The organism is Streptomyces sp. NPDC104381 (genome assembly GCF_055583745.1).
Window position 1 is genome coordinate 460466 of sequence record NZ_JBVJNK010000002.1, and the last position, 23876, is coordinate 484341.

A 23876-nucleotide genomic window follows, 5' to 3' on the forward strand; every position below is an offset into this window, starting at 1 on the left:
GCCGCGGCCCGGAACCTCATCCTCCAATTTCAACAAACTGTTGACGCACCGATCGCGGCGAATCTACGCTCCTGAAGCCGTCAGCAGCCCCGTACGGAAGGCCTCCATGTCCCAGCGTGTGCTCACGACCGAGTCAGGCGCCCCGGTCGCCGACAACCAGAACTCCGCCACGGCCGGCGCCGGCGGGCCGATCCTCCTCCAGGACCAGCACCTGCTGGAGAAGCTGGCCCGCTTCAACCGTGAGCGCATCCCGGAGCGCGTCGTCCACGCCCGTGGCTCCGGCGCGTACGGCTACTTCGAGGTGACCGACGACGTCACCGGCTTCACCCGCGCCGACTTCCTCTCCGAGGTGGGCCGCCGCACCGAGACGTTCATCCGCTTCTCGACCGTCGCCGACTCGCTGGGCGGCGCGGACGCCGTCCGCGACCCCCGTGGCTTCGCGCTCAAGTTCTACACGAACGAGGGCAACTACGACCTGGTCGGCAACAACACCCCGGTGTTCTTCATCAAGGACCCGGTGAAGTTCCCCGACTTCATCCACTCCCAGAAGCGGGACCCCTTCACGGGCCGCCAGGAGCCGGACAACGTCTGGGACTTCTGGGCCAACTCCCCCGAGGCGACGCACCAGGTCACCTGGCTGATGGGCGACCGCGGGATCCCCGCCTCGTACCGTCACATGAACGGCTTCGGCTCGCACACGTACCAGTGGACGAACGCGGAGGGCGAGGCCTTCTTCGTCAAGTACCACTTCAAGACCAACCAGGGTGTGCGCTCGCTCTCCGCCGAGCAGGCCGCCGAGCAGGTCGGCAAGGACGCCAACTCGCACCAGACGGACCTGCTCCAGGCCATCGAGCGGGGCGTCAACCCGTCCTGGACGCTGTATGTGCAGGTCATGCCGGCGGCGGAGGCGGCGGACTACCGCTTCAACCCGTTCGACGTGACGAAGGTCTGGCCGCACGCCGACTACCCGCTCCAGCGCGTCGGCCGCCTGGTGCTGGACCGCAACCCGGACAACGTCTTCGCCGAGGTGGAGCAGGCGGCGTTCTCGCCGAACAACTTCGTGCCCGGCATCGGCCCGTCCCCGGACAAGATGCTCCAGGGCCGGCTGTTCGCGTACGCCGACGCGCAGCGCTACCGGCTGGGCATCAACCACACCCAGCTCCCGGTCAACGCGCCGAAGGCGGCGACGGTCGACAACTACGGCCGCGACGGGCTGCACGCCACCCGCTACGGCTCACGCCAGGACAAGAACTACGAGCCCAACTCGTACGCGGGCCCCGCGCAGACCGGCGCCGCCCACGCCTCGCCGCTCGCGGTGCACGGCTGGACGGGTACGCACGAGGCGCCCCTGCACACGAAGGACGACGACTTCTTCCAGGCGGGCGAGCTCTACCGGCTGATGTCGGCGGACGAGAAGGACCGCCTGGTCGCCAACATCGCGGGCGGACTCTCGCAGGTCACCCGCGACGACGTGATCGAGAAGAACCTCGCCCACTTCCACGCCGCCGACGCCGACTACGGCAAGCGCGTGGAGGAGGCGGTCCGCGCCCTGCGCGAGGACTGAGCCTCCACCGAGCCCGTGCCGACGCGTCCACCCGGATGAGGGGTTGTTCCACGGCACGGGCAGGACGAGGCCGCGGCGGCGGTGCGATGCCAGTGCGGTGGTACGCGGGCGGGCGGCCCGGTCACCAGACCTGAAGGCCCGTGCAGCCCCCCTTCGCACTACCGCCGCGGCCTCCTGTTTTCCCCGAACCAGGGCGTGGAGTACGGATACGGTCCCGTACTCCACGCCCTTCTCGCGCGCTGCGGATGCGCGGACCGGAGTCACGGTGCTGGGAGGCGGGCACCCCAGGACTCCTCCTCCAGGAGAAGCCCGTCCGGGACCCATGACGGCGGAGGAGCTGGAATGATCACCGTGTGACCGCCTCCTGCGGCCATGAGGGAAGGGAGCGGCACATGGGGCGTCGCGGAAAGCTCCACAAGGAGACGGCAGTCGTGACCGCGACTGTGCGCGAGTGGAACGATGAGGAGGGGTGGGGCGTCCTCGACTCACCCGAGACTCCCGGAGGCTGCTTCGGCCACTACGCCGACATCCAGGTGCCCGGCTTCCGCACGCTGTCACCGGGGCAGAAGGTCGATCTCACCTGGGAAGCGCCCGGCTTCAAGCAGGACGGCTACGACTACCGCGCGGTGAGCATCACTCCCCGGCCTGCCTGACATCGACGGCCGCACACGCGCCACCGCCGCTACGGTCGCGTCCGCGCCGGCAGGGGTCGTGGGACCTGGGCCGAGCCTGCCGATGCGACGGCCCGGAGCAAGGTGTCCGCGAGGAGCAGAGCGTCATCGGCATCCAGGTAGTCGAAGCGGATGCGGTTGCCGCCGCGCCGACCCCGGCAGTGCCCGCAGGTGGGCACCGACTCGATCAGCGTCACCTGGCCGGTCGCGGAGATCACCCGCTCCAGTTCCCGGGCGAACCGCTCGTGGTCGTGCCAGTCCCCGAGGTCGAAGCCACACAGAACCGCATCGTCACCGCCGAGACTGCGGTACAGCTGCGTGGCCGCGTCCGTATCGAACACGCCGATGTCGATGAGGGCCCGCTCCCCCATGGTCTGGATGTCCAGGCGCCGCTCGACGCCGATGCGCGCCAGCGCGCGATGCAGCTGCAATGCCGCGTTCTGCACCTCGGTGAGACGGGCCTCGAACAGCCGCCCAAGAGACCGGACTTCCTGTTCCGAAGGCAGGAGGAGAAGCAGCTCGCGGCCGGGGCAGGACAGAGGCTGTTCAGAACGTGCCACCTCTGCGGCGATGCCTTCGGCGAGTAGGTGGGCCCGCACGTTTCCGCGCGTCCAGGGGTGGGCGGCCGAGGGAGTCAACCGCAGACGGCAGCCACCCGGAGCGCCGCCTTCCTCCAGCTCGAAGCCGAGACCGGCGTACTCCAGGACTAGCTTCAGCGCGCGAGTCGTGGCCGCCGCAGTCGTCAGCGAATTCGTCATCGGAATGTCCTCGTGGGGGTAGGTCCAACACCTGTCAGTGGTCAACTCGCTCCGGTCGCATCCCGCAAGGCCCTGACTCGGCGACTTCTGTACGGAGCCACGGGCAGCAATCTGAGCGGGCGGAGGGGATTCGGTCGGCGCGCTCAGAGTTCTTTGATGCCGACGAGTACGCGACCGATCAAGTTCGGGTCGGCCCGCGTATCCCCGGACGCACGGAGGTCAGCCGTTGCACGCCGGCCCGCGGACGACACCGAAGAGTCGCGGCTCTTATCCGGGCTCGCGAATGCGAGGGCGATCTCAGCCCACACCACTTTGCCCGGCAGGCCACGGGCCAGGTGGTAACCCCAGTTACTGCTCATCACCGCCACGATGAAGATTCCGCGCCCACCCGTCGCGTCGACGCCGACCTCCTTCAGAACGGGCGCCCTCACATCGCGGTCCCACACCGAAAGCCTGACGGCATCGGGCGAGACCTCCAACAACAGCTCGAAGGTCTGCACGGTGCTCTGCGACGAGAACGGAAGCGTGGGTGCCTCACCTTCCTCCGCGTGCCGCACGGCGTTGGTCGCCAGCTCGGACACCAGGAGCTTCGCCGTCTCGACGACATCGGAGGAGACGCCCCAGCCCGAGAGAACATCAGCAGTGTGGAGCCGCGCCAGAGCGACGGCATTGGGCGTATCCGCCAACGCGAGCCGGCTCCTCCGGGTCTGTTCGTGGGGCACGGCAAGCCTCCTTCTCCAGAGAGGGAACAAATAGTCACCAGCCACTCCCGAAGAGTGACTGGCATCTAGGTAACTCCGCTCCCCCGAAGGCCGGTTAGGGCTTTCAAGCGCTCGCCCAACAGGCTCGCCTAGGGCGTTTTGACCTGCCTTTTACGTGGTGGGCCAAGAGCGCGGCAGCTACCGTGCCCGCATGGCCGCGATCCGCAACACCGCCCTTGAAGCGTGGATGACCGAGCATGGGTACAGCTCCAACAGCCTGGCCGATGCCGTCAACAGTGCTGTTGAAGAGCTGACGGGACGTATAGGCGGGCTCGACGGTTCATCGGTCCGTGCGTGGAAGGCAGGCCGAGTCACTTGGCCGAAGTCAGCAACGCGTACCGCGCTTGAGAACGTCACCGGCTTACCCGCCGTCGCCTTAGGGTTCGTTCCGCGAAGTCGGCCTTCACCCACCCCAGCGTCATCGCACCAGGAGGAACCCGGAATGAAGCGCCGCACCCTCTTCGGCGGCATCGCTGCGGCAGCTGCCGCAGCAGCAGCCCCAGGGACAGCGTCACCGCGCCGGATCGGCATGGGCGACGTCAACCGGCTGAACAAGCGCTTCGCCGAGATCATCGCCAGCGACCACCGACACGGCGGGCAGCCTCGCATCGAGATGCAGGCCGCAGCACTCGCCGACGAGGCGCTCAACCTCCAGAACGCGGGCAGTGCCACGCAACGAGTGCGCAGCAGTCTCTATGCCTCAGGAGCCGCGTTCCGCTCGTCTGCGATGTGGGCGGCCATCGACGGCCGACGCTACGACGTCGCCAAGGCGCACATGCGTGAGGCCCAGGCACTCGCCGAGATGTCGGGCGACCAGGCCATCAAGTTCCGCATCTGGAGTCACGCGGGCACCATGTACCGCCACATGGGCCGCCCCGCCGATGCGATCGCCGCCAACGATGTCGCACGCAACCTGCATCTGACCCGCCGGGACCCACTGTTCGCATGTCTGGGGCACGCCCGCCACGCCGCCACCCTTGGCGTCACGGGTGACGCAACTGCCGTGAAGCACGCTCTCGGCTGCGCTCAGGACGCATACGAGCGCGCCGATCCCGATCTCGATCGTCCAGCGTGGATGGCCGGCGTTCGCAACGGCGCAGAACTCGAGACCCTTGCGCTGTCGGCGTACCTCCGCCTTGGATGCTACGAGCAGGCTGAGTCACACGCCCACCGGAGCCTGACCCTCCTTCCGCCTCAGGTGCAGCGTGACCGCGCCATCAATACCGCCCGGCTCGCACAGGCCCAACTCGCTCAGGGTGCACCCGACGCCGCTACGGCCACCGCGATGAGGGTGCCCGCCGAGGTAGCTACTCAACACGCCCGGGTCACAGGCATGCTGCGGGAGTTCGGGGTTGCTGTGCGCACCTTCGCACCGGTCAGCTCTGCCATGGATACCTGGGACGAGCACACCGCCTCTTGGAAGGTGACCGCATGAGCATGCAGCCTGCTGCCAGCCGCGCTACCCCACCGCTTTCGGCACCGCCCGCGACGATCGTCTGACGTGTACGCCGAGGTGCGCCTCCTGCTGCTGCACCTGTCCAACTACGCCGTCACCGCGTTCGCCGAACGCGGTGACCGACAATGGACCGAACCGAGGGTTCAACGCCGTCCTCACGTACACGCACATCCAAGAGTCGGCTACACATGCAGGAACAGCATCGAACACGGTGACCGCTACTGGCAGCGCACCAACCCCGCTCCGGCGGAGCAGCACACGAAGCACCCGGCCATCGCCTTCCAGGAGATCGGCGTCAGCCCGGCTTGGCGCAAGACCGGCACCGCCCGCCGCATCCACGACGCCCTCCTCGCCACCCGCGACGAGCCGTACGTGACGCTCATGGTCAATGAGGCCGCAGGCGACGGAAGGGTCCACGCGCTCTACATGTCATGGGGCTACGAGGACATCGGGCAGAGCCAGCCGTCACCGGCCTCACCGTGATGATCCGTGACACTGGTGAGCCAAAAGGCGGGCAGCGCAGAAAATGACCCGTTGGTGTCAGTCTCGGAATTCTCGCCCCTGGGCACGCCGCGTTGTCCAAGCGGACGCGGCCCATAGCGTCCAGGTCGTTCGTACAGTGGCGCTCCACCTGGACGCCATGAGCCACACCCGCTCCACGCACGGTGTGTTGGGTCGACGGCGGACAGGGCCTGCGCTAGTGAGCAGGCAGGGAGAACGGCCTAGCCTCGGCCATGCCGTAGCACAAGCGAGAGCCTCAGATGCTCGGGTCGAATCAAGCTAGCCCTGTCGAGGAGCGACTCCATTCAGCAGATCCGGCAGTCTGTTCTTCCACTGGCTGATCCAATTGCTGTTGCCGACGCCGCTGTTCGTTCCGAAACACCTCCACCCGCTCAACGAGGCGTGCGAGAGATTCTTGACGGTTCATCCCCGAGTAGTCTGCAATACCCAACGTCATCGCGTTGACCTCTTGTTCAATCAGGTCTGCGGTCTGCTGAAGGTAGAAACTTCGCTCACGGAATTTGAAGTACCCCATAAAACCTGCAGCAAGCCCGACAGCAAAACTCAAACCAACTGTAATCCATTGCTCGAGCGTCATCTCACCCGATTGCAGCGCAGCTACGGTAGTTGTGCATAGCGATCCAACAATGATTACGGACTGAAGCCTGTTGTGAATCTTGCGATACTTATCGCTCTCTTCTTGATACTGTGCAATGTGTGCAGCCACATCTGCCTTGTAAAGGCTCTGACTAACCTGACTCGCGACGCTATTGCTTGCCTCTGTCCAGCGCAGATCATCTCGAATTCTCTCAAGCGTGGCTTCCACCTCCTCTAGGGAGGGTAGATTTTTCCCACGAACCCACGCCTTGATAAATACCGATACTCCACCGAAAGCAGCTACGAGGACACAGCAAACAAGAATCACCTTTTCGGCGATTGCGTTACCCCAGGCGACCGCCGAAGCTATCCCACCGACGAGGACAGCGGTTGCCACCACGGCCAAGCAAACTCGAAACCAGCGGTTCGTTCGGCGGCGCGCAAGCAGCACCGCCTCCGCCTCCGCCACTTGCCGCTTGAGGGACCTAGCCAGACGCCGGCTGGCGCCACTCTCAGCACTGCTCTCTTCCGCGGACATGCTCCTCCTCGCTCCGGCCTGGATAGCTTAGAGTGCCTCACTGTTCCGGAATTCTGAATTCCACTTATGAAGTACGTGCTGCCGATCGGCCCAGTTGCGAACACACTGGTGCCACATCCCTGGTCACGGCTGCTGGCGCAACGCGGAGTTGCCGACCCTTGACCTGCGCCCACGACACTCAGCCCTCGGCCTCTTGCCCCCAAGTTCAGCTCAACAGCCTGCCATAGACACACTGTGAGACTAGGCTAGGAAGTCCTGACGGGGGCCAGTCGGCAGGTGCAACCTGGGCTCAACCCGAATCACAATGCCTAGGAGGCCGAGATGCCATACTCAGCAGAGATCAGCCGCAGTAACCCTGCGTGCATCGTATTCCTAGTAGACCGATCCGGATCTATGGCGAGTGCGATTGGCGGCGACATCCCGCAGCCTAAGGCAGAAGTGGTCGCTGACGCAATTAATCGCCTTCTTTATGAGCTGACCATCAAATGTGCCAAGGAATCAGGCGTCCGCGATTACTTTCATGTTGCGGTCATTGGATACGGTGAATCTGTAGGCCCTGCTTTCGACGGTAAACTCGCTGAACGTGACCTAATTCCTCTGTCACTCATTGCGGACAATCCGGCAAGAGTGGATCAGCGCATCCGGAAGGTTCCTGACGGGGCAGGCGGTCTCGTCGAAACCGCTGCAAGCTTTCCGGTTTGGATGGAGCCGGTCTCACACGGGGGAACACCTATGAATCGCGCTTTGCAGTACGCCGATAATTTGGTAGCAAAGTGGGTAGAAGAACACCCAGGAGGATTTCCTCCGATTGTACTGAACCTAACCGATGGCCAGTCCACAGATGGCGATCCCACCGAGGCTGGCAACGCAATCTGCATCCACACCACTGCAGACGGCTCACCCCTCCTTTTTAACCTTCACGTGTCAGCTGCCGGCGGTCAGCCTCTTACATTCCCCCAATCCGAAAAGGCACTACCAGACTCATACTCACGTCTCCTTTTTGCCATGTCTAGCCCGCTTCCTGGCCACATGCGCTCTTATGCGGCATCCCTAGGGCATCGAGTCAGCGATGAAACTCGCGGGTTTGTGTACAATGCAGATATTACCGCCGTTGTTCAATTTCTCGACATCGGTACGCGCGCAACGGATTTGCGGTGAATCCTCGCCCTATTGCAGTACAGGCGTTGTCAATCCCCAAGAAGGGGAGCAGTGAGGACGAGTGCGAGGACTCCTTTTGCATAGATCGTGACCTCTCTTTCGGCAGTCAGCGTCTTGGCCCCGTCGCGGTGGCCATTTCCGATGGCGCAACTGAAAGCATGTTTGCGAAGAAATGGGCAGGAATGATCACCCGGCATGCCGCCGACAGTTCTCGTTGCATTCCGGACGGCTTCACGGGCTCAGGGGATAGTTTCCGCCATTTCATTATGCAGACTATGGACCACTGGGAGAGTTGGGTTTCCAGATACGTAACACAACGTGTTGCCTCTGGTCGCCCATTGCGCTGGTATGAAGAGGCGAAATTGACATCGGGGGCATTCGCCACGCTGTTGGCTGTGCATTTCGAAGAAGCACCAGAGGGCCGCTGGCATGCGGCAGCCTTAGGAGACTCTTGCCTATTTCAAATCAGGGGTCAGAGAGTTATCAGCCAATTTCCCGTTCAGTCCTCTGCAGATTTCGGGGTTAGCCCGGATCTCTTGGGGAGCAAGGCCGACTTGGACGCTGTATGCGAGCGCACCTATTTTGATCGTGGATCATTTACGTGTGGCGACGAGTTCTTCCTCATGACAGATGCCCTTGCTGCCTGGTTCGTGTCTGTCGTCGAAAACGCTGCTCCTAGCCAAATAACAGAAGTGCTAGATAAGGTAAGAATATTCAGCCACCCAGAGAATAGGTCGGAATTCGAGTCCTGGCTATCGTCAATGATAATCAGCGGAAGACTCCGCAACGACGACATCACCCTCATGCGTATTTACATTTCGGAGTGATCGGATGACCGGTACCCATGCCGATCCGGCAAATGAGCGCGAATCTCGAAGGATGCCTACCGGGTCTCAATATTCCACAGCTCTACAGAATACGCGACTCTGCTTCGAGCTCTTGGAGCTCAAGAACACCAAGCCTGTAATGAATGCAATTGGTGTACCGAAACCTATCTCCGGGAGTTCGGCAACCGTGTTCTCGCTTATTGGCGCCGACGGGCTTCAACACACAGCCGTTAAATGCTTCACCAGGGAAGTGCAGGGTCAGGAACGTAGGTATGAAAAGATCAGCGAGCACCTCGCGCGAGTCGACATTGATTCCCTTTCACAACCCTGGAAAATGGATTTTGAGTACATCTCTGAGGGGATACTCGTGGAGGGTTCTCGATACCCTATCCTTAGAATGAGATGGGTCGATGGCATGCAACTTTCACATTGGATAAATAGTCACTACCAGGACCAGGAAGCCGTCGCCGAAGTAGCTCGCAACTTTGCCGGGATCGTAGGTGATCTACATCGGAATAATATGGCCCATGGAGACCTTCAGCATGGAAATTTGTTGGTGGCTCCCGATCGCACGTTACGGTTGGTAGATTATGACGGTCTGTTCGTACCATCGCTGGCGGGCGAACGGGGCACTGAAATTGGACATCGAAATTACCAGTCCCCATACCGGACTCTCGATGACTTCGGTCCCAATATAGACAACTTCTCATCTTGGGTGATCTATACGACACTTACTGCCGTAGCTGCGGACCCTGCGCTTTGGTCACAAATTCATGAACCGGATGGCGAATCCCTGCTCCTCTCTGAGGATGACTTCTTGGATCCGGCAGGGTCGGCGCACTTTCCAGGGCTGCTACGTCACCCAAACCCTTTTGTGAAAAACTCCATGGAGCGGCTCGCGCATCTATGCGAAGAACATTTTGACGAAATCCCAAGATTTAACTTGGAATCGCTCGACGTTGAAATAGATGCGGGCCTGCACAGCTTCGCCGATTCCCTTTTTAGACCCGATTCCGACGCTCAGCCGGGTAAGCCAGCCTGGCTCGAAACGCATCTTACAGGAAGCTCTGGGCGGCAAGATTTTTCTGTGGAGAGTTTCCGTGGGTGGCGGAGGAAGGAGTTCTTCCTGCGTTTGCTTGGTGTCTTTGCCATCATTGCCCCTATTGCGACAGGCGGAGCTGGCCTTCTCGATGTGGGCATTGCGGTTTCAGGTGTGGCGGTCCTTCTGATGTTCTTTGCTTCCCTGTCAGCCTTGGTTCGCGCCAGACGCCCTGAAGTGGAGGCGCTTCGCAATAGTCAGAGAAGTTTGAATCAACTTATCGATCTGACGCGCGATGCCTCGGTCGATTACGCCGTGGTCCGCGAAGAGCTTGATCAGCTAATTAGCGACGAAGAAGCTAGGATGGGGGTAAATTCAGAAGAAAATCACGAACTTACGGTCCAGTTGCATCGAGATTTCGCACACATAGAATCTGAGAGAAAGCTTGCAGTGTCGGAGCTAGATGGAGAGTTGCGACTGGCAAGAGCTGAGAAAAATAACTCTGTCGCCGAGATGCTGCGTCCCTTTCAGGAGCCCTGGGTTACTGAAAGGTTGTCGTCGTATCTGCTTAGGAAGGCTCGTCTATCCGGAATAACTTCGAAGCATGTAAGTGCACTCGCAAAATTGGACCTCCATTCGGCGGCGGACTTCATTGGAGTTAAGCTCATCAAGGGTGGCGCCGGCGCGTTGCTTGTAACCCCAGATGGGCAAACAGTAAAGGTTGCTGGGATCGGACCGGCGAAGGCAAATACTCTGCATTCGTGGCGTCAGCGATGTGAAGAAGAGGCAAGAGATTCGTGTCCTGTGCTTCTCCCTGTGGAACAGAAAGCGGAGATCGAGCGCATGTTCAAACCGAGGCTTGACGAGATTCAAGCTCGAAGAAACTCGGTCGAACAGCTAGCAGAGCAAAAGCGAAGCACTGCTAGACGAGATCTCGGGACTGCCCGCACCCGCCTCGCTGACCTCCATCAGGAAGAGCTGGATATTCTGCGAACCCAGATCGCGAAACTCAGGCTACGCCTGACAGATATTCGAGCAAACGCAGCAGAGACGCACAGATTGGATGAGGCGAGAACTCGACTGCGGGCGGGCGCACGAAAAGTCTCCTACTTTAGGTACCTTCAGTTCCTGTTCCTTCGAAAGTGAGTTGACAACGATGTTAGCCTTTGATCTTAACTGCATGACAACGTCGACAGGCAGCGTCGGACACCTGCAATAGGTAAGAGGGGCACCGTCCTCTAATAGAGCCCCCGTCCAAGTTGCTTTGAGACGAAACGGTCCTCGGGCTATCTGCATCGTCCTGGTAGGCCGTTACCGGTGTGATGATTCGGCCGTTCGTGAGGGTGTGGGTACTCGACCGTGGATCGTGGACGATGAGTTGTGGGCTCTGGTCGAGCCGTTGCTGCCGCCGTGGCCGGAGCGGTCTCCGGGGCCGAGGCCGGTGTCGGACCGGCTCTGCCTCCAGGGCATCCTGCTCGTCCTGTACAACGACATAGCCTGGCAACTGCTGCCGCTGGAGCTGGGGTTCGGCTCGGGGCAGACGTGCTGGCGCCGGCTGGAGCGGTGGCAGGAGGCAGGGGTCTTCGACCAGTTGCATCGGATCCTGCTCTCCGAGCTGAACGCGGCTGGCGAACTCGACTGGTCGCGTGCGTGTGTGGACGGTTCCCACATCCGCGCGAAAAGGGGGGGCGCCGACACCGGTCCGTCGCCGGTCGACCGGCGGAAGACGGGCAGCAAGCACCACCTGATCTGCGACGGACGCGGTACCCCGCTCAAGGTCATCACGACCGCGGCCAACGTCAACGACGTCACCCAGACTCTCGCCCTGGTCGACGGCATCCCACCCGTCGCAGGCCGCCCCGGCCGACTCCGCCGACGACCAGAGGCCCTGCTCGGCGACCAAGGCTACGACTCCAACCCCAACCGCGACGAGCTGCGTCGCCGACGAATCCTGCCGGTCATCTCCCGCAAGGGATCACCCAACATCAAGGGCATCGGCAAGCTCCGCTACGTCGTCGAGCAGACCTTCGCCCTGCTCCACCACTTCAAACGCCTCGCTGTGCGCTGGGAACGCCGCACCGAACTCCACGACGCCTTCGTCTCCCTCGCCTGCAGCCTCATCTGCTGGCGGCGGCTCAAGAAGACAAGTGAGTGATCACGACGATGGGGTGAAATGGGTCAAGGTCGCACGTATCGACCTACTCGGCATTGCGCCTGCGGCTTCAGTCCCGCCCTCCCAGTCGCCTGATTCGCCAGGCAGGGAGCGGGTAGCGGGCCTCCGTGACGATGAAGTGCGCCATGTCGACCAGCATGCGTCGAACAACTGAGATAGGAGCGACCAGATCGTCCCATTGGTTGTAGTTGGCGTGAAGGCGAATCTGATCGTCCGAGACGCGCTCCAGGACACAGCTTTCCACGCCCAGTAGTAGCTCGTCGCCGGCCTCGATCTTGAGCCATTGCAGAAGCACCGACGAGACTGCCCAGTCAGGCCCACACTGGTCAACGAACTCCTCCGCTGCCCATCGCAAAGCCTGTGGCGTGTTCTCGGGGGCCCTGATCAGAGTCCTACCGAAGGCAGGAGCGACCTGATGCATCGAGCCGTCCTCGCTCGCGTCAGCGGCGGGGATCTCCTCCAGACCGAAGACCCAGGTGCCTTCGGAGGAACGGGCAGCGTTGTTCACGTGGCTCATCCGTACGACGATGCCACGCCCGTCGCGGCGCGCAGCCCACGAGGATCCCGAAGTGCCCCGCTCATGATCGTGTTACGAGCTCTAAGAGCTGTCCCGTAAATGATGGTGGAGGCAGGCACGACAAGGTGCAGTGGCAAGATGACAGCTTCGACGCTCCTGGGAGGTCATCTTCGTGCCCACGCCCGCCGACTACCTCGCACTGGCGCATGCCGAGAAGGACAGCGTCGTGCTGCAGCGTCTCGCGCAATGTCCATACCCCTTCGTCTGGCAGGCCCTGGCTGCCAATCCCCACGCCCCGCCCGTCGCCCTGCAGGAGCTGAGCACGGCCCGAGACAGCGTCTGGAACGACAACAGGCTCCTGTGTCTGCTGGCGAAACATTCCGGCGCGAACCCCGTCGTTCTTCGAGCTGTCCTCGGTGCCGTTGCCGCGAAGCTCGAAGAGGGCGAACGGCCTTACACCGCCGTGCTTGCTCTTGCAGACCGGCTGGAACTTGATGCGGACGAGGTGAGGAAGCTCGGCAACCTCCGTGGCGCCTCTGCCCGTCTACGCCACCTGCTCAGAGTGCGGTTGAGCCTTCGCACCTGAGCTGCCTCTAGTCACGGAGGAGATGATCTTGTTATGGCTGGTGTGATCACGGCGTCGGAGCCCTCCTAGATAGCCCCATTCACCGGGTTGAGTCCGCGGCAGTTCGGGAAGCTCGTGACGGTTTTGCGGCGTCAGGGAGCTGATGCGGTCCGCAGGGGCCGGCCGTGGAGCCTGTCATTGGAGGATCGGACACTGCTGGTCGCGGCGTACTGGCGCACGAATCTGACCATGCGGCAACTTGCTCCGCTGTTCGGCAGGCCAAGTCGGCCGCGGACCGAATCATCGATCACCTCGGGCCGATGCTCGCCCTCCAGCCCCGCAAGCGGTTCGCGAAGGACGCTGTGCTCATCGTGGACGGCACCCTGGTGCTCACCCGTGACCACACCATTGCTGAGCAGTCGAAGGAACTACAGATACTCCACCAACCACCAGGTGGTCATCGAGCCGACACCCGCCTCGTCGTGGTGGTCGGCCAGCCCTTGCCCGGCAACCGCAACGACTGGAAGGTGTGGGAGGAGTCCAGGGCGAAGGCCGCCGTCGGCACGACGACAACCATCACCCGACGGCGGCTATCCGGGCACCGGGCTCGTGATGCCGCACCGGCGCCGCAAGGGCAAGGATCTGCCCGGCTGGAAGCAGGACCACAACAAATCCCACAAGCAGGTCCGCGCCCGCGTCGAGCACGCTTTCGCTCGCATGAAGACTTGGAAGATTCTCCGCGATTGCCGTCTCAAAGGCGACGGCGTCCACGACGCCATGCTCGGCATTGCACGGATGCACAACCTCGCCCTCACCGGATAGACCACCCGCCGTGCAGCAGCCCACCAAGCTCGAGGCCGCTCGGAGAGCATTTACGGGACAACGCTTAGCCGAATTCAGACAACACCGTCCTGACCGGTCGTCGCGACGTGATCGCCCTCGACTTCGCGGTGCAGGCGGTGCACGTCAACAACCAGCACCTGCTCACACCCGCCTACTCACACCGGACGAGCAGCGCCATCGGCGGCTACATGCTCCTCTACTCCCTCGGCTCCGCCGCCGGAGCGACCGGCACCACCGCGGTGTACTCCGCCGCAGGGTGGGCCGGATCCAGCCTTCTCGGCGCCGCCTTCGCCCTCTGCGCACTCCTCGTCTGGGCCGCCGGCCGACCCGCGACGAGACGTGCTCGTGTAACCGCAGGATTAATCGCGCCGGGGCCGCAAGCCGAAAGAGCACCCACGGTTACCCGCAGGTGCTCTCCGGCAACACGACCGCGCCCCCTCCTGGCTCAGGCCCCCACGAACGGCCGGATCGCCGTAGGTGCGTGGCCCGGCTCCGAGGCGATGTCCTCGAACTCATTGACCGACGCGATGTCGCTGCCGCTCATCGAGATGTTCGTGACCCGCTCCAGGATCGCCTCGACCACGACCGGCACCCGGTGTTCCGCCGCGAGCTTCTTGGCCTCCTCGAAGGCCGGCAGCAGTTGGTCCGGCTCGGTGACGCGGATCGCCTTGCAGCCCAGGCCCTCGACGACCTTGACGTGGTCCACGCCGTAGACGCCCAGCTCCGGGGAGTTGAGGTTCTCGAACTCCAGGTTGACCTGGAAGTCGATGTCGAAGTTGCGCTGCGCCTGGCGGATCAGCCCCAGGTAGGAGTTGTTCACCAGGACGTGGACGTACGGGATGCGGTGCTGTGCGCCGACGGCGAGCTCCTCCAGCATGAACTGGAAGTCGTAGTCGCCGGAGAGGGCGACCACGGAGCCGTCCGGGTCGGCCGTGGCGACGCCCAGCGCGGCGGGGATCGTCCAGCCCAGAGGGCCGGCCTGGCCGCAGTTGATCCAGTGGCGCGGGCGGTAGACGTGCAGCATCTGCGCGCCCGCGATCTGGGAGAGGCCGATAGTGGTGACGTACCGGGTCTCGGGGCCGAACGCCCGGTTCATCTCCTCGTACACCCGCTGCGGCTTCAGCGGCACGTTGTCGAAGTGCGTACGGCGCTGGAGCGTGGCCCGGCGTTCCTGGGTGGACGCCGCCCAGGCCGAGCGGTCCTTCAGCTCGCCCGCCGCCTTCAGTTCGCGTGCCACCTCGACGAAGAGCTCCAGCGCGGCCTTCGCGTCGGAGGCGATCCCGAGGTCGGGGGCGAAGATCTTGCCGAGCTGGGTGGGCTCGATGTCGACGTGGACGAAGGTGCGGCCCTCGGTGTAGACGTCCAGCTTCCCGGTGTGGCGGTTGGCCCAGCGGTTGCCGATGCCGAGGACGAAGTCGGACTCCAGGAAGTTCGCGTTGCCGTAGCGGTGCGAGGTCTGGAGGCCGACCATGCCCGCGTTCAGCGCGTGGTCGTCGGGCAGGATGCCCCAGCCCATCAGGGTGGGGACGACCGGGACGCCTGTCAGTTCGGCGAACTCCACCAGGAGTTCGGAGGCGTCGGCGTTGATGATGCCGCCGCCCGCGACGAGCAGTGGCCGCTCGGAGGCGTTGAGCATCTGGACGGCACGCTCGATCTGCTTGCGGCTCGCGGCGGGCTTGTGCACCGGCAGCGGCTCGTACAGCTCGGGGTCGAACTCGATCTCGGTGAGCTGCACATCGATGGGCAGGTCGATGAGGACGGGCCCCGGCCGGCCCGTGCGCATCAGGTGGAACGCCTGCTGGAAGACGCCGGGGACCTGCGCGGCCTCCAGGACGGTGGTGGCGGCCTTGGTGACCGGGGCGGCGATCGAGGCGATGTCGACGGCCTGGAAGTCCTCCTTGTGCAGGACGGCGGTCGGCGCCTGGCCGGTGATGCAGAGGATCGGGATCGAGTCGGCGATGGCCGAGTAGAGGCCGGTGATCATGTCGGTGCCGGCGGGCCCCGACGTACCGATGCAGACGCCGATGTTGCCCGCCCGGGCCCGGGTGTACCCCTCGGCCATGTGGGAGGCGCCCTCGACGTGACGGGCCAGGGTGTGGTGCACCCCGCCGGAGGCCTTGAGGGCCGCGTAGAACGGGTTGATCGCCGCACCGGGCACACCGAACGCGTTGCTGACGCCTTCGCGCTTGAGGATCTCAACTGCCGCTCGGGCAGCGGTCATACGAGGCATGAGTGCTCCTGCTCGGACCTGGTGGAGTCGGGCTCTGTCGCGCCACCTGAGAGCGTTAATTCCACATTACGGAAACTTACTTCTACTATGTGAAATCAATTTAGGGCGGTCCGGAACGGCCGTCAAGGGAGAGCGGGGGAAGCGGCCGAGACCATCGGCCCGAAGTGCGCAAATCACTCCCCTGAACGTCGCTCCTGGTGGACGATGGGGGTACGGAACGCAGTCACCGCCGTCAGGCGGAGGAAAGGGGCAGCACGTGGAGTCCGTACCGGTGCGCTGCCCGGTCTGCCGCCGGGACCACGCGTACATCACGCCGGTATATCCGTGCCCGTGCGGCTCGCCGACCGCGCCGCCACTGATGCGTGGGGCGCCGGCCGCACTCATCACGCACCGCACCTGGAACGACGACTGGGTGAGTGTGCGGTGCCACTCCTGCGGACGTCGCGACCAGTGGCCCCACCCCGAACTCTGCTGCCCCTGCGGCGCGGTGCTGCGGATCCCCGTGCGCCCGGTGGCCACACGCGGCGCCATGCCGCAGCCCACCGAGGGCGGTTCACCGGGCCCGTCCCACATACCGCTGCCGCGGACCGCCGCCCATCCCCGGCCCTTGTTCAGGCCCCTGGTGATACGGACGGCACGTGACGCGGTGAACACCGCCGCGCTCTACCTGAGATGGCTGGGCTTCCGGGACGTCGTCCAGCCCGAGGTGCGCCCCACGTCCCGGATCGACCTCAGGGCCGCCGGTCTCATCGCGCAGGTCGACGCGACCACGCGGCCGACCCCCCTGCGTGACGTCGAGTGCCTCTGGCTGAACGCCCTGAACACCTCGGTGTCCGGGGCCCTGTTCTCCCTGGCCGGCTACACGGACGAGGCGCGGTCACGCGCGGACGGCCTCGCCATCCCGCTGTTCGTCCTGGACCTCACCGGCACGCCGCAGCCGGTGAACGGCCCCGCGGACGAGTTGGTCAGCGTCGGCCCCGCCCCCGCCGAATGATTTCGGTCACCTGTGCCCTGCCAGCCGCATATGTTCGAGCTGTTGTCAGTATGAGGACGTAGAGTGAAGACATGGTCTTAACTCCTCGGCTTCCCGCCTACTCCGCCCCCGTATTCCTGACCCAGCCCGTCCACCCGTCCGTCGTCGAGGCCAACGACGCCATTCGCGCCCTCGTCGACTCGCGGGCCGGCCAGGACTGGACGCAGGTGGAGGCCGCGGAGTACGAGGTGCTGCTCATCGAGTGGGCGGCGGCGACCCAGGGGATAGGCTCCGGCGTCATCGAGGCCGCCTGATCCGGCGGCCCCCGGCGTGGGCTACGCGCCGTACCCCTCCCGCAGTTCGACCTTCCGCACCTTACCGCTGACGGTCATCGGGAACGCCTCCAGGATCCGCAGCCTGCGCGGGATCTTGTAGTGCGCCAGCTGTTCGCGGCAGAACGCCTCCACCTCGTCGAGCGTCGGCGGATCAGCCGGGTCGCGGGGGATCACACAGGCCAGGATCTCCTCGCCGTACCGCTCGTCCGGCACCCCGACCACCTGGACGTCCGCGACCTTCGGGTGTCCGTAGAGGAACTCCTCGATCTCACGCGGGTACACGTTCTCGCCGCCTCGGATGATCATGTCCTTGATCCGGCCGACGATCTGGACGTAGCCGTCCTCCCGCATCGTCGCGAGGTCCCCGGTGTGCATCCAGCGTCCGGCGTCGACGACTTCGGCGGTCCGCTCCGGCTGGCCCCAGTAGCCGAGCATCACGCTGTAGCCCCGGGTGCACAGTTCGCCGGCCTCACCGCGCGGCAGGGTCACGCCCGTCACCGGGTCGACCACCTTCACCTCGATGTGCGGCATCACGCGGCCGACCGTGCCCGTGCGGCGCTCCAGGTCGTCCTCCCGCCGGGTCTGCGTGGAGACGGGTGAGGTCTCCGTCATGCCGTAGCAGATGGACACCTCGTCCATGTGCATCTCCGCGACGACCCGCTTCATCACCTCGACGGGGCACGGCGATCCCGCCATGATCCCGGTGCGCAGCGAGGAGAGGTCGTACGAGGCGAAGTCCGGCAGACCGAGCTCCGCGATGAACATCGTGGGCACACCGTAGAGCGAGGTGCAGCGCTCCTGCTGGACGGCGGCCAGCACGGCCGCGGGCTCGAAGGCGGGCGCGGGGATCACGATGCAGGCGCCGTGGGAGGTGATGCCGAGGTTGCCCATGACCATGCCGAAGCAGTGGTAGAAGGGGACGGGCAGACAGACCCGGTCCTGCTCGGTGTAGGCGACCAGCTCTCCCACGAAGTAGCCGTTGTTGAGGATGTTGTGGTGGGAGAGCGTCGCCCCCTTCGGGAAGCCGGTGGTCCCCGAGGTGTACTGGATGTTGATCGGGTCGTCGCAGGAGAGCTCCGCCTCGCGCGCCGCGAGCCGGCCGGCCGACACGGACGGGGCGGCGGCGGTCAGTTCGTCCCAGGAGGGGTCGCCGATGAAGTGGACGGAGCGCAGTGCGGGGCAGTCGGGGCGGACCTGCCGGACGAGTGCGCGGTAGTCGCTGGTGCGGTGCGCGAGCGAGGCGATCAGGACCGAGATCCCGGCCTGCTTCAGCACGTACTCCAGCTCGTGCGCGCGGTACGACGGGTTGATGTTGACCATGACGGCGCCGATCCGGGCCGTGGCGTACTGGACGAGGACCCACTCCGGGCAGTTGACCGCCCAGATGCCGACCCGGTCGCCCTTCTCCACCCCGGACGCCATCAGCCCCCGGGCCAGCTCCTCGACGGCGGCGCCGAACTCGGCGTACGTCCAGCGGCGGCCGGACGCCACGTCGACCAGGGCCTCCCGCTCCCCGTACGACTCGACGGCCCGCGCCAGGTTGCGTCCGATGGTGTCGCCGAGCAGTTCCGTGGCGCTGGTGCCGTGCGCGTAGGACAGGCCGGTCATCGCAGGTCCCCCTCGTCGAACTCGGTGCCGGTGCCCTGCGCCGTGCGCTCGCGCAGCTCGATCCTGCGGATCTTCCCGGAGACGGTCTTGGGCAGCTCGGCGAACTCCAGCCGGCGGATGCGCTTGTACGGGGCGAGGACCGCCCGGGAGTGCTCGAACAGGACCTTGGCCGTGTCCGGGCCGGGTTCCCAGCCCTCGGCGAGCACGACGTACGCCTTCGGGACGGAGAGCCGCAACGGGTCGGGGGCGGGGACGACCGCGGCCTCGGCGACCGCCTCGTGCTCCAGCAGGGCGCTCTCCAGCTCGAACGGCGAGATCTTGTAGTCGGAGGCCTTGAACACGTCGTCGGCCCGGCCCACGTAGGTGATGTAGCCGTCCTCGTCGCGTGCGCCGATGTCGCCGGTGCGGTAGTAGCCGCCCGCCATGGCCTCGGCGGTGCGGTCCGGGTCGCCGTGGTAGCCCGTCATCAGGCCGACGGGGGCCGCCGCCAGGTCGAGGGAGATCTCGCCCTCCGCCGCGCCCGGTTCACCGGTGACCGGATCCAGCAGCTCGACCTTGAAGCCGGGACTGGGCCGCCCCATGGAGCCGGCCTTCAGCAGCTGGCCCGGTGTGTTGGCGACCTGTACGGCGGTCTCCGTCTGGCCGAAGCCGTCGCGGATGGTGACGCCCCAGGTGCGCCGGACGCTCTCGATGACCTCGGGGTTGAGCGGCTCGCCGGCGGCGACGACCTCACGCGGCGGGGTCTTCAGCTGCGCGAGATCGGCCTGGATGAGCATCCGCCAGACCGTCGGCGGCGCACAGAAGCTGGTGATCGCGGAGCGGTCCATCTCCGCCATCAGCCGGGCGGCGTCGAACCGGGTGTAGTTGAAGATGAAGACGGTGGCCTCGGCGCTCCAGGGCGCGAAGAGGTTCGACCAGGCGTGCTTCGCCCAACCGGGTGAGGAGATGTTCAGATGGACGTCGCCGGGCTTGAGCCCGATCCAGTACATCGTCGACAAGTGGCCCACCGGGTAGGAGACATGGGTGTGCTCGACGAGCTTCGGGCTGGCCGTGGTGCCCGAGGTGAAGTAGAGCATCAGGGGTTCCCCGGCGTCGGTCTCGCGGTCCGGGGTGAAGGTCTCCGCCGCCTCGTCGGCGCCGTCGTAGGAGAGCCAGCCGTCGGCCTCGTCACCGACGGCGATCCGGGTGTAGTCGCCGGGCACCTCGTCGAACTTGGCGGTGTCCGCCGACCGTACGAGGACGTGGCGGACCCTGCCGCGCTCGACCCGGTCGCGGAGGTCGGCCGGGCCGAGCAGGGGCGTGGCGGGGATGACGACGGCGCGGAGCTTCATCGCGGCCAGCGCCGTCTCCCACAGCTCGGTCTGGTTGCCGAGCATGACGAGGATCCGGTCGCCCTCGGCCACGCCCTGCTCCCGCAGCCAGTTCGCGGCCTGGTTGGAGCGGGCCGCCATGCGGGCGAAGGACACCTCGGTGCGGCGGCCGTCCTCCTCCACGATGTGCAGGGCGGTGCGGTCGTTGTCCTCGGCGATGACGTCGAACCAGTCGAGCGCCCAGTTGAAGTAGTCGGGGCGCGGCCAGCGGAAGCCCTCGTACGCCGCGGTGTAGTCCTCACGGTGTTCGATCAGGAAGTCCCGGGCAGCCCGGAACGCCTCCGTCGCACTCGTTGCCGGCATGTGCCCTCCTCGTCGCGAACCCGTCCTTTAACATCATGTGAACAGTGACCCAGATCTCACCACCCCCGGACGGGGGTAGGTCCGGCAGGGTGGAGAATCCCGGCATGGCGGAACCGGGCGAGGCGACCGAGCTGCGGGCGGCCCTGTTCGGGCTGCGCCGGACGAGCGGGCTGCCCGTGGTCTTCGGCGGGCTGTTGTCGGACGCCCGTCACGCCCGGATCGCGGAGCTGAGCGGCGCGCAGACGCCCGCACTGCGCGGGCTGGTCATCTCGGCGGGCAGCGGCCTCGGCGGAAAGGCGATCGCCCTGTCCCGCCCGTGCGCGGTCACGGACTACCGCTCGTCGCGCCACATCAGCCACGAGTACGACACGGCGGTCGCGGCGGAGGGCCTGCGCTCGGTCGTGGCGGTGCCCGTCGTCGTACGCCGGACGGTGCGCGGTGTGCTGTACGGGGCGCTGCGCGAGCCGCTCACCCTCGGGGACCGTACGTTCGACGCGGCGGCGTCGGCGGCCCGGGACGTGGAGCAGGCCCTGGCCGTCCGGGACGAGGTGCAGCAGCTGCTGGCGGCCACCAGGGAGCAGATCACCGATCCGGGTGCGGAGCCGGGCACCTGGGAGGACGTCCGCGAGGCCCATCGTGAGCTGCGCGCCCTGGCCCCGAGGATCGTGGACCCGGAGCTGCGCGAGGAGCTGCTGGCGGTGTGCGGCCGCCTCGCGTCGGCCGCCGGGCCGGACCGGAGCCCGGCGGCGGGGCGGGTACGCCTGGCGCCGCGCGAGGTGGATGTGATCGCCTGCGTCGCCTCGGGTGCCACGAACGCCTCGGCGGCCGAGCGGCTGGGGCTGCGGCCGGAGACCGTGAAGAGCTATCTGCGGTCCGCGATGCGGAAGCTGGGGGCGCACACCCGGCTGGAGGCGGTCGTGGCGGCGCGCCGCGCGGGCCTGCTGCCGTAGGGCGGACGCCCCGGAGCCGTACCGGATGCCCTCTCAGTCCCCGAAGTCCACGAACGTATCGAAGCGGACGTCGTGGACCGGTGCCCGGGACATCACCGTCTGGAGGTCCACGGCCTCCTGGGTGATCTCCTCGCGGAGGGCGGGGCCGAGTCCGCCCAGCGCCTGCACGGTGACGACCGAGGTGTCCGGGCCGGTCTCGTCGAGCCGCCAGAGCGCGGCGAGGAACCCGTCGGCCAGGACGGTTCCGTAGGTCTGGTTGCCCAGGCCGTTGCGGCCCTTGTACGCGGGCGGGATCACCCTGGTCCGGTCGGCGTGGCCGAGCAGGACGTTGTCGAACTCGGGGAGGAAGCGCGGCGGGGCCGGGGTGTCGGGGTCGGGGCGCGGGGCGTCGGGCAGGTCGAAGAGCTCGACGCCGTTCTCGTCGCGGAAGGTGACGAGCCGGGGGCGCAGGCGTTCGAAGACCTCTCGCATCCGGGTGAGTCCGGCCCAGGTCTGCATGTCCTTCACCGAGGCCGGCCCGAAGGCGCCGAGGTAGCGCAGCACGGTGGCGTCGGGCGTGGCCGCGGGGCGGGACGGAGTGTCCAGCCAGTGTTCGGCGGTGGTCAGGGCGACCTGCCCGCTGCGCCCCCACACCCCCCGCGGGGTGACCTGGACCAGTGGCAGCCGGCAGCGGGCGGCGACCGCGAGGGCCCGGGGGTCGGCGTCCGGCCAGTGCGGGAGGAGCTCCTCCCGCAACTCCTTCATGGTGCGCGGCCGTTCCTCGACGAGCTCCCTGGCGAGGGTGGCGAGCCGGTCCAGGTCCACACCCGTGAGCCCGCTGCGGAACATGCCGAGCTCACGGTCGCGGGCCGGCTGGACCAGGGGGCGCAGGGTGAGGGCGTCCTCGGCGGTGTGGGTGTGGATGGTGGAGCGCAGGCTGACGATCCTGACCACCTCGCGCGACTCCATCAGCGCCGAGAGCTCGGCGGGGTCGAAGCCCTCCAGCCGGGAGAAGAGCTGGAAGTACGGCGGCCTGGTGTTCTGGGCCTGCAGACCGACCAGGTGGCTGACGGCGTCCTTCACCGGCACGGCGGCGCGCCGGAGCAGCAACTGGCGTTGCAGCGTAGCCCTGTTGAGTGCACGGATGGAGAGCACGGGAGCGTTCCTGTCGGCCATGGACCGCAGATTACGCGGCTCGTCGGGCGCCGGCCCGGAAGGGGCGGCGCCCGCGACACCCCAGGGATGCGCGGCACCGCGTACCGGGTGGGGTCGCCCCTCATGATGGGGCGCGTGATCAGTGTCCTGTTCGCCGTCCTGACCGCGCTCAGCAACGGCACCGCCTCGGTGCTCCAGCGCCGCGCCGCCCTGAAGGTGCCCGACAGCGAGGCGATGCGCCTGTCGCTGATCGGGCACCTGCTGCGCCAGAAGGTGTGGCTCGCCGGGATCGGCCTCGTGATCGTCGCCGCGATCTGCCAGGCGGTGGCGCTGGCCACCGGCCCCATCGCGGTGGTCCAGCCGATCTTCGTGATCGAGCTGCCCGCGACCCTGCTCGTCGCCGGGTACGTCATGCGGATCGGGGTGTCGCGCCCGGTCTGGGCCGGGGTGGCCGCGGTGACGGCGGGCCTGGCCCTCGGCATGGCCTCCGCCGCGCCGGTCGGCGGCAGCGACGACGTCCAGGGGGCGGCCTGGATCCCGGCACTGGTGGCGACCGGGATCTTCGAGGCCGCGCTGATCGGTGCGGCGCTCGGCACCTCGGGCAACGCCCGGGCCGCGCTGCTGGGACTGGCCGCGGCCTGCGGGTACGCGCTCACGGCCGCGCTGATGAAGGACGCCATGGCACGGCTGGACAGCGACGGCGCGGTGGGGCTCCTGACGGCGTGGCAGTTGTACGCGACCGCGGCGGCCGGCGTGGGGGCGCTGTTCCTCCTTCAGAACGCGCTCCAGGCCGGCTCGTTGGTCGCGGTGCAGCCGATACTGACGCTCGGGGACGCGCTGATCAGCGTCACCTACGGGGTGACGCTGTTCGGCGAGGAGCTGCGGACCGGGTGGTGGCTGCTGCCGCAGCTGATCGGGGTGGTGCTGATCGCCGCCGGGTGTGTCGTCCTCGCCCGCTCGCCGCTGGCGACCGCGAGCCCGGAGCCGGCGCCCCGGGTGCGGTGA

Annotated in this window: 21 protein-coding genes and 1 pseudogene; 14 read left to right on the top strand and 8 right to left on the bottom strand. The window is 65.9% G+C overall.

Features of this window, described 5'->3' with window-relative positions; genetic code table 11:
• The first annotated feature begins 106 nt into the window (after window positions 1-106).
• Together ACZ607_RS07055 and ACZ607_RS07060 are read left to right on the top strand one after the other, a co-directional pair.
• Window positions 107-1564, top strand: coding sequence for a catalase (locus ACZ607_RS07055; protein ID WP_469732571.1), 1458 nt, complete (start codon window positions 107-109; stop codon window positions 1562-1564).
• A gap of 392 nt (window positions 1565-1956) precedes the next feature.
• Window positions 1957-2217: a cold-shock protein gene (locus ACZ607_RS07060; protein ID WP_469732573.1), complete on the top strand. Its 261-nt coding sequence runs from the start codon at window positions 1957-1959 to the stop codon at window positions 2215-2217.
• A 29-nt stretch (window positions 2218-2246) separates the two neighbouring features.
• Here ACZ607_RS07060 and ACZ607_RS07065 read toward each other — a convergent pair whose 3' ends face one another.
• Together ACZ607_RS07065 and ACZ607_RS07070 are read right to left on the bottom strand one after the other, a co-directional pair.
• Complete coding sequence (locus tag ACZ607_RS07065) at window positions 2247-2993, bottom strand: hypothetical protein (protein WP_469732575.1); 747 nt, start codon at window positions 2991-2993, stop codon at window positions 2247-2249.
• A gap of 143 nt (window positions 2994-3136) precedes the next feature.
• Complete coding sequence (locus ACZ607_RS07070) at window positions 3137-3715, bottom strand: ATP-binding protein (RefSeq protein WP_469732577.1); 579 nt, start codon at window positions 3713-3715, stop codon at window positions 3137-3139.
• A 190-nt stretch (window positions 3716-3905) separates the two neighbouring features.
• Between ACZ607_RS07070 and ACZ607_RS07075 the strand changes: the two genes are divergently transcribed.
• Window positions 3906-5189 carry an XRE family transcriptional regulator gene (locus tag ACZ607_RS07075; RefSeq protein ID WP_469732579.1) on the top strand — a complete coding sequence of 428 codons (1284 nt, stop codon included), beginning with the start codon at window positions 3906-3908 and terminating at the stop codon, window positions 5187-5189.
• Window positions 5190-5255: 66 nt separating this feature from the next.
• Window positions 5256-5693, top strand: a complete 438-nt coding sequence (locus ACZ607_RS07080; protein ID WP_469732581.1) for an N-acetyltransferase — start codon at window positions 5256-5258, stop codon at window positions 5691-5693.
• Window positions 5694-5985: 292 nt separating this feature from the next.
• On the opposite strand, the gene ACZ607_RS07085 is transcribed toward ACZ607_RS07080, so the two are convergent.
• A complete protein-coding gene (locus ACZ607_RS07085; RefSeq protein WP_469732583.1) occupies window positions 5986-6846 on the bottom strand; it encodes a DUF4231 domain-containing protein in 861 nt (286 codons plus the stop codon).
• Between the two features lie 321 nt (window positions 6847-7167).
• On the opposite strand from ACZ607_RS07085, the gene ACZ607_RS07090 reads away from it, so the two are divergent.
• The 4 genes from ACZ607_RS07090 to ACZ607_RS07105 all read left to right on the top strand — a co-directional run bounded on the left by ACZ607_RS07090 (window position 7168) and on the right by ACZ607_RS07105 (window position 12025).
• A complete protein-coding gene (locus ACZ607_RS07090; protein ID WP_469732585.1) occupies window positions 7168-8004 on the top strand; it encodes a vWA domain-containing protein in 837 nt (278 codons plus the stop codon).
• Window positions 8001-8831 carry a hypothetical protein gene (locus tag ACZ607_RS07095; protein ID WP_469732587.1) on the top strand — a complete coding sequence of 277 codons (831 nt, stop codon included), beginning with the start codon at window positions 8001-8003 and terminating at the stop codon, window positions 8829-8831. Before ACZ607_RS07090 ends, ACZ607_RS07095 begins: the two co-directional genes overlap by 4 nt.
• A 112-nt stretch (window positions 8832-8943) precedes the next feature.
• Window positions 8944-11016 carry a hypothetical protein gene (locus ACZ607_RS07100; RefSeq protein WP_469732589.1) on the top strand — a complete coding sequence of 691 codons (2073 nt, stop codon included), beginning with the start codon at window positions 8944-8946 and terminating at the stop codon, window positions 11014-11016.
• A 199-nt stretch (window positions 11017-11215) separates the two neighbouring features.
• A complete protein-coding gene (locus ACZ607_RS07105) occupies window positions 11216-12025 on the top strand; it encodes an IS5 family transposase (RefSeq protein WP_469732591.1) in 810 nt (269 codons plus the stop codon).
• Window positions 12026-12092: 67 nt separating this feature from the next.
• Here the strand turns inward: ACZ607_RS07105 and ACZ607_RS07110 are convergent, their stop codons facing one another.
• A complete protein-coding gene (locus ACZ607_RS07110) occupies window positions 12093-12560 on the bottom strand; it encodes a hypothetical protein (RefSeq protein ID WP_469732593.1) in 468 nt (155 codons plus the stop codon).
• Window positions 12561-12732: 172 nt separating this feature from the next.
• Here ACZ607_RS07110 and ACZ607_RS07115 point away from each other — a divergent pair, with 172 nt between their 5' ends.
• Window positions 12733-13146: a hypothetical protein gene (locus ACZ607_RS07115; protein ID WP_469732595.1), complete on the top strand. Its 414-nt coding sequence runs from the start codon at window positions 12733-12735 to the stop codon at window positions 13144-13146.
• Window positions 13147-13215: 69 nt separating this feature from the next.
• Window positions 13216-13947 (top strand): annotated as a pseudogene (locus ACZ607_RS07120) (transposase).
• Between the two features lie 466 nt (window positions 13948-14413).
• Here the strand turns inward: ACZ607_RS07120 and gcl are convergent.
• Window positions 14414-16198, bottom strand: coding sequence for a glyoxylate carboligase (gene gcl, locus ACZ607_RS07125; protein ID WP_469732597.1), 1785 nt, complete (start codon window positions 16196-16198; stop codon window positions 14414-14416).
• A gap of 256 nt (window positions 16199-16454) precedes the next feature.
• Here gcl and ACZ607_RS07130 point away from each other — a divergent pair, with 256 nt between their 5' ends.
• Both ACZ607_RS07130 and ACZ607_RS07135 read left to right on the top strand, forming a co-directional pair.
• Window positions 16455-17192: a hypothetical protein gene (locus tag ACZ607_RS07130; RefSeq protein ID WP_469732599.1), complete on the top strand. Its 738-nt coding sequence runs from the start codon at window positions 16455-16457 to the stop codon at window positions 17190-17192.
• A 71-nt stretch (window positions 17193-17263) separates the two neighbouring features.
• Window positions 17264-17485, top strand: a complete 222-nt coding sequence (locus tag ACZ607_RS07135) for a hypothetical protein (RefSeq protein ID WP_382992982.1) — start codon at window positions 17264-17266, stop codon at window positions 17483-17485.
• A gap of 21 nt (window positions 17486-17506) precedes the next feature.
• Here the strand turns inward: ACZ607_RS07135 and ACZ607_RS07140 are convergent, their stop codons facing one another.
• On the bottom strand, window positions 17507-19114 hold the full coding sequence (locus ACZ607_RS07140) for an AMP-binding protein (RefSeq protein WP_469732600.1): 1608 nt from the start codon (window positions 19112-19114) through the stop codon (window positions 17507-17509).
• Window positions 19111-20787, bottom strand: coding sequence for an AMP-binding protein (locus tag ACZ607_RS07145; protein ID WP_469732602.1), 1677 nt, complete (start codon window positions 20785-20787; stop codon window positions 19111-19113). Before ACZ607_RS07145 ends, ACZ607_RS07140 begins: the two co-directional genes overlap by 4 nt.
• 104 nt (window positions 20788-20891) lie before the next feature.
• Between ACZ607_RS07145 and ACZ607_RS07150 the strand changes: the two genes are divergently transcribed.
• Window positions 20892-21737, top strand: a complete 846-nt coding sequence (locus ACZ607_RS07150; protein WP_469732604.1) for a response regulator transcription factor — start codon at window positions 20892-20894, stop codon at window positions 21735-21737.
• Between the two features lie 33 nt (window positions 21738-21770).
• Here the strand turns inward: ACZ607_RS07150 and ACZ607_RS07155 are convergent, their stop codons facing one another.
• Window positions 21771-22892 (bottom strand): winged helix DNA-binding domain-containing protein, encoded by a 1122-nt coding sequence (locus tag ACZ607_RS07155; RefSeq protein ID WP_469732606.1) that lies wholly within the window; start codon window positions 22890-22892, stop codon window positions 21771-21773.
• 114 nt (window positions 22893-23006) lie between these two features.
• On the opposite strand from ACZ607_RS07155, the gene ACZ607_RS07160 reads away from it, so the two are divergent.
• The gene (locus ACZ607_RS07160; RefSeq protein ID WP_469732608.1) at window positions 23007-23876 is read left to right on the top strand and encodes a DMT family transporter; all 870 of its coding nucleotides are present in this window, start codon (window positions 23007-23009) and stop codon (window positions 23874-23876) included.

Bases quoted from the DNA above. Each gene is read 5' to 3' on its own strand.
- ACZ607_RS07055 (WP_469732571.1), top strand. From the start codon at position 107: ATGTCCCAGCGTGTGCTCACGACCGAGTCAGGCGCCCCGGTCGCCGAC.
- ACZ607_RS07110 (WP_469732593.1), bottom strand. From the start codon at position 12,560: ATGAGCCACGTGAACAACGCTGCCCGTTCCTCCGAAGGCACCTGGGTC.
- ACZ607_RS07060 (WP_469732573.1), top strand. From the start codon at position 1,957: ATGGGGCGTCGCGGAAAGCTCCACAAGGAGACGGCAGTCGTGACCGCG.
- gcl (WP_469732597.1), bottom strand. From the start codon at position 16,198: ATGCCTCGTATGACCGCTGCCCGAGCGGCAGTTGAGATCCTCAAGCGC.
- ACZ607_RS07075 (WP_469732579.1), top strand. From the start codon at position 3,906: ATGGCCGCGATCCGCAACACCGCCCTTGAAGCGTGGATGACCGAGCAT.
- ACZ607_RS07140 (WP_469732600.1), bottom strand. From the start codon at position 19,114: ATGACCGGCCTGTCCTACGCGCACGGCACCAGCGCCACGGAACTGCTC.
- ACZ607_RS07065 (WP_469732575.1), bottom strand. From the start codon at position 2,993: ATGACGAATTCGCTGACGACTGCGGCGGCCACGACTCGCGCGCTGAAG.
- ACZ607_RS07085 (WP_469732583.1), bottom strand. From the start codon at position 6,846: ATGTCCGCGGAAGAGAGCAGTGCTGAGAGTGGCGCCAGCCGGCGTCTG.
- ACZ607_RS07135 (WP_382992982.1), top strand. From the start codon at position 17,264: ATGGTCTTAACTCCTCGGCTTCCCGCCTACTCCGCCCCCGTATTCCTG.
- ACZ607_RS07150 (WP_469732604.1), top strand. From the start codon at position 20,892: ATGGCGGAACCGGGCGAGGCGACCGAGCTGCGGGCGGCCCTGTTCGGG.
- ACZ607_RS07155 (WP_469732606.1), bottom strand. From the start codon at position 22,892: ATGGCCGACAGGAACGCTCCCGTGCTCTCCATCCGTGCACTCAACAGG.
- ACZ607_RS07090 (WP_469732585.1), top strand. From the start codon at position 7,168: ATGCCATACTCAGCAGAGATCAGCCGCAGTAACCCTGCGTGCATCGTA.
- ACZ607_RS07145 (WP_469732602.1), bottom strand. From the start codon at position 20,787: ATGCCGGCAACGAGTGCGACGGAGGCGTTCCGGGCTGCCCGGGACTTC.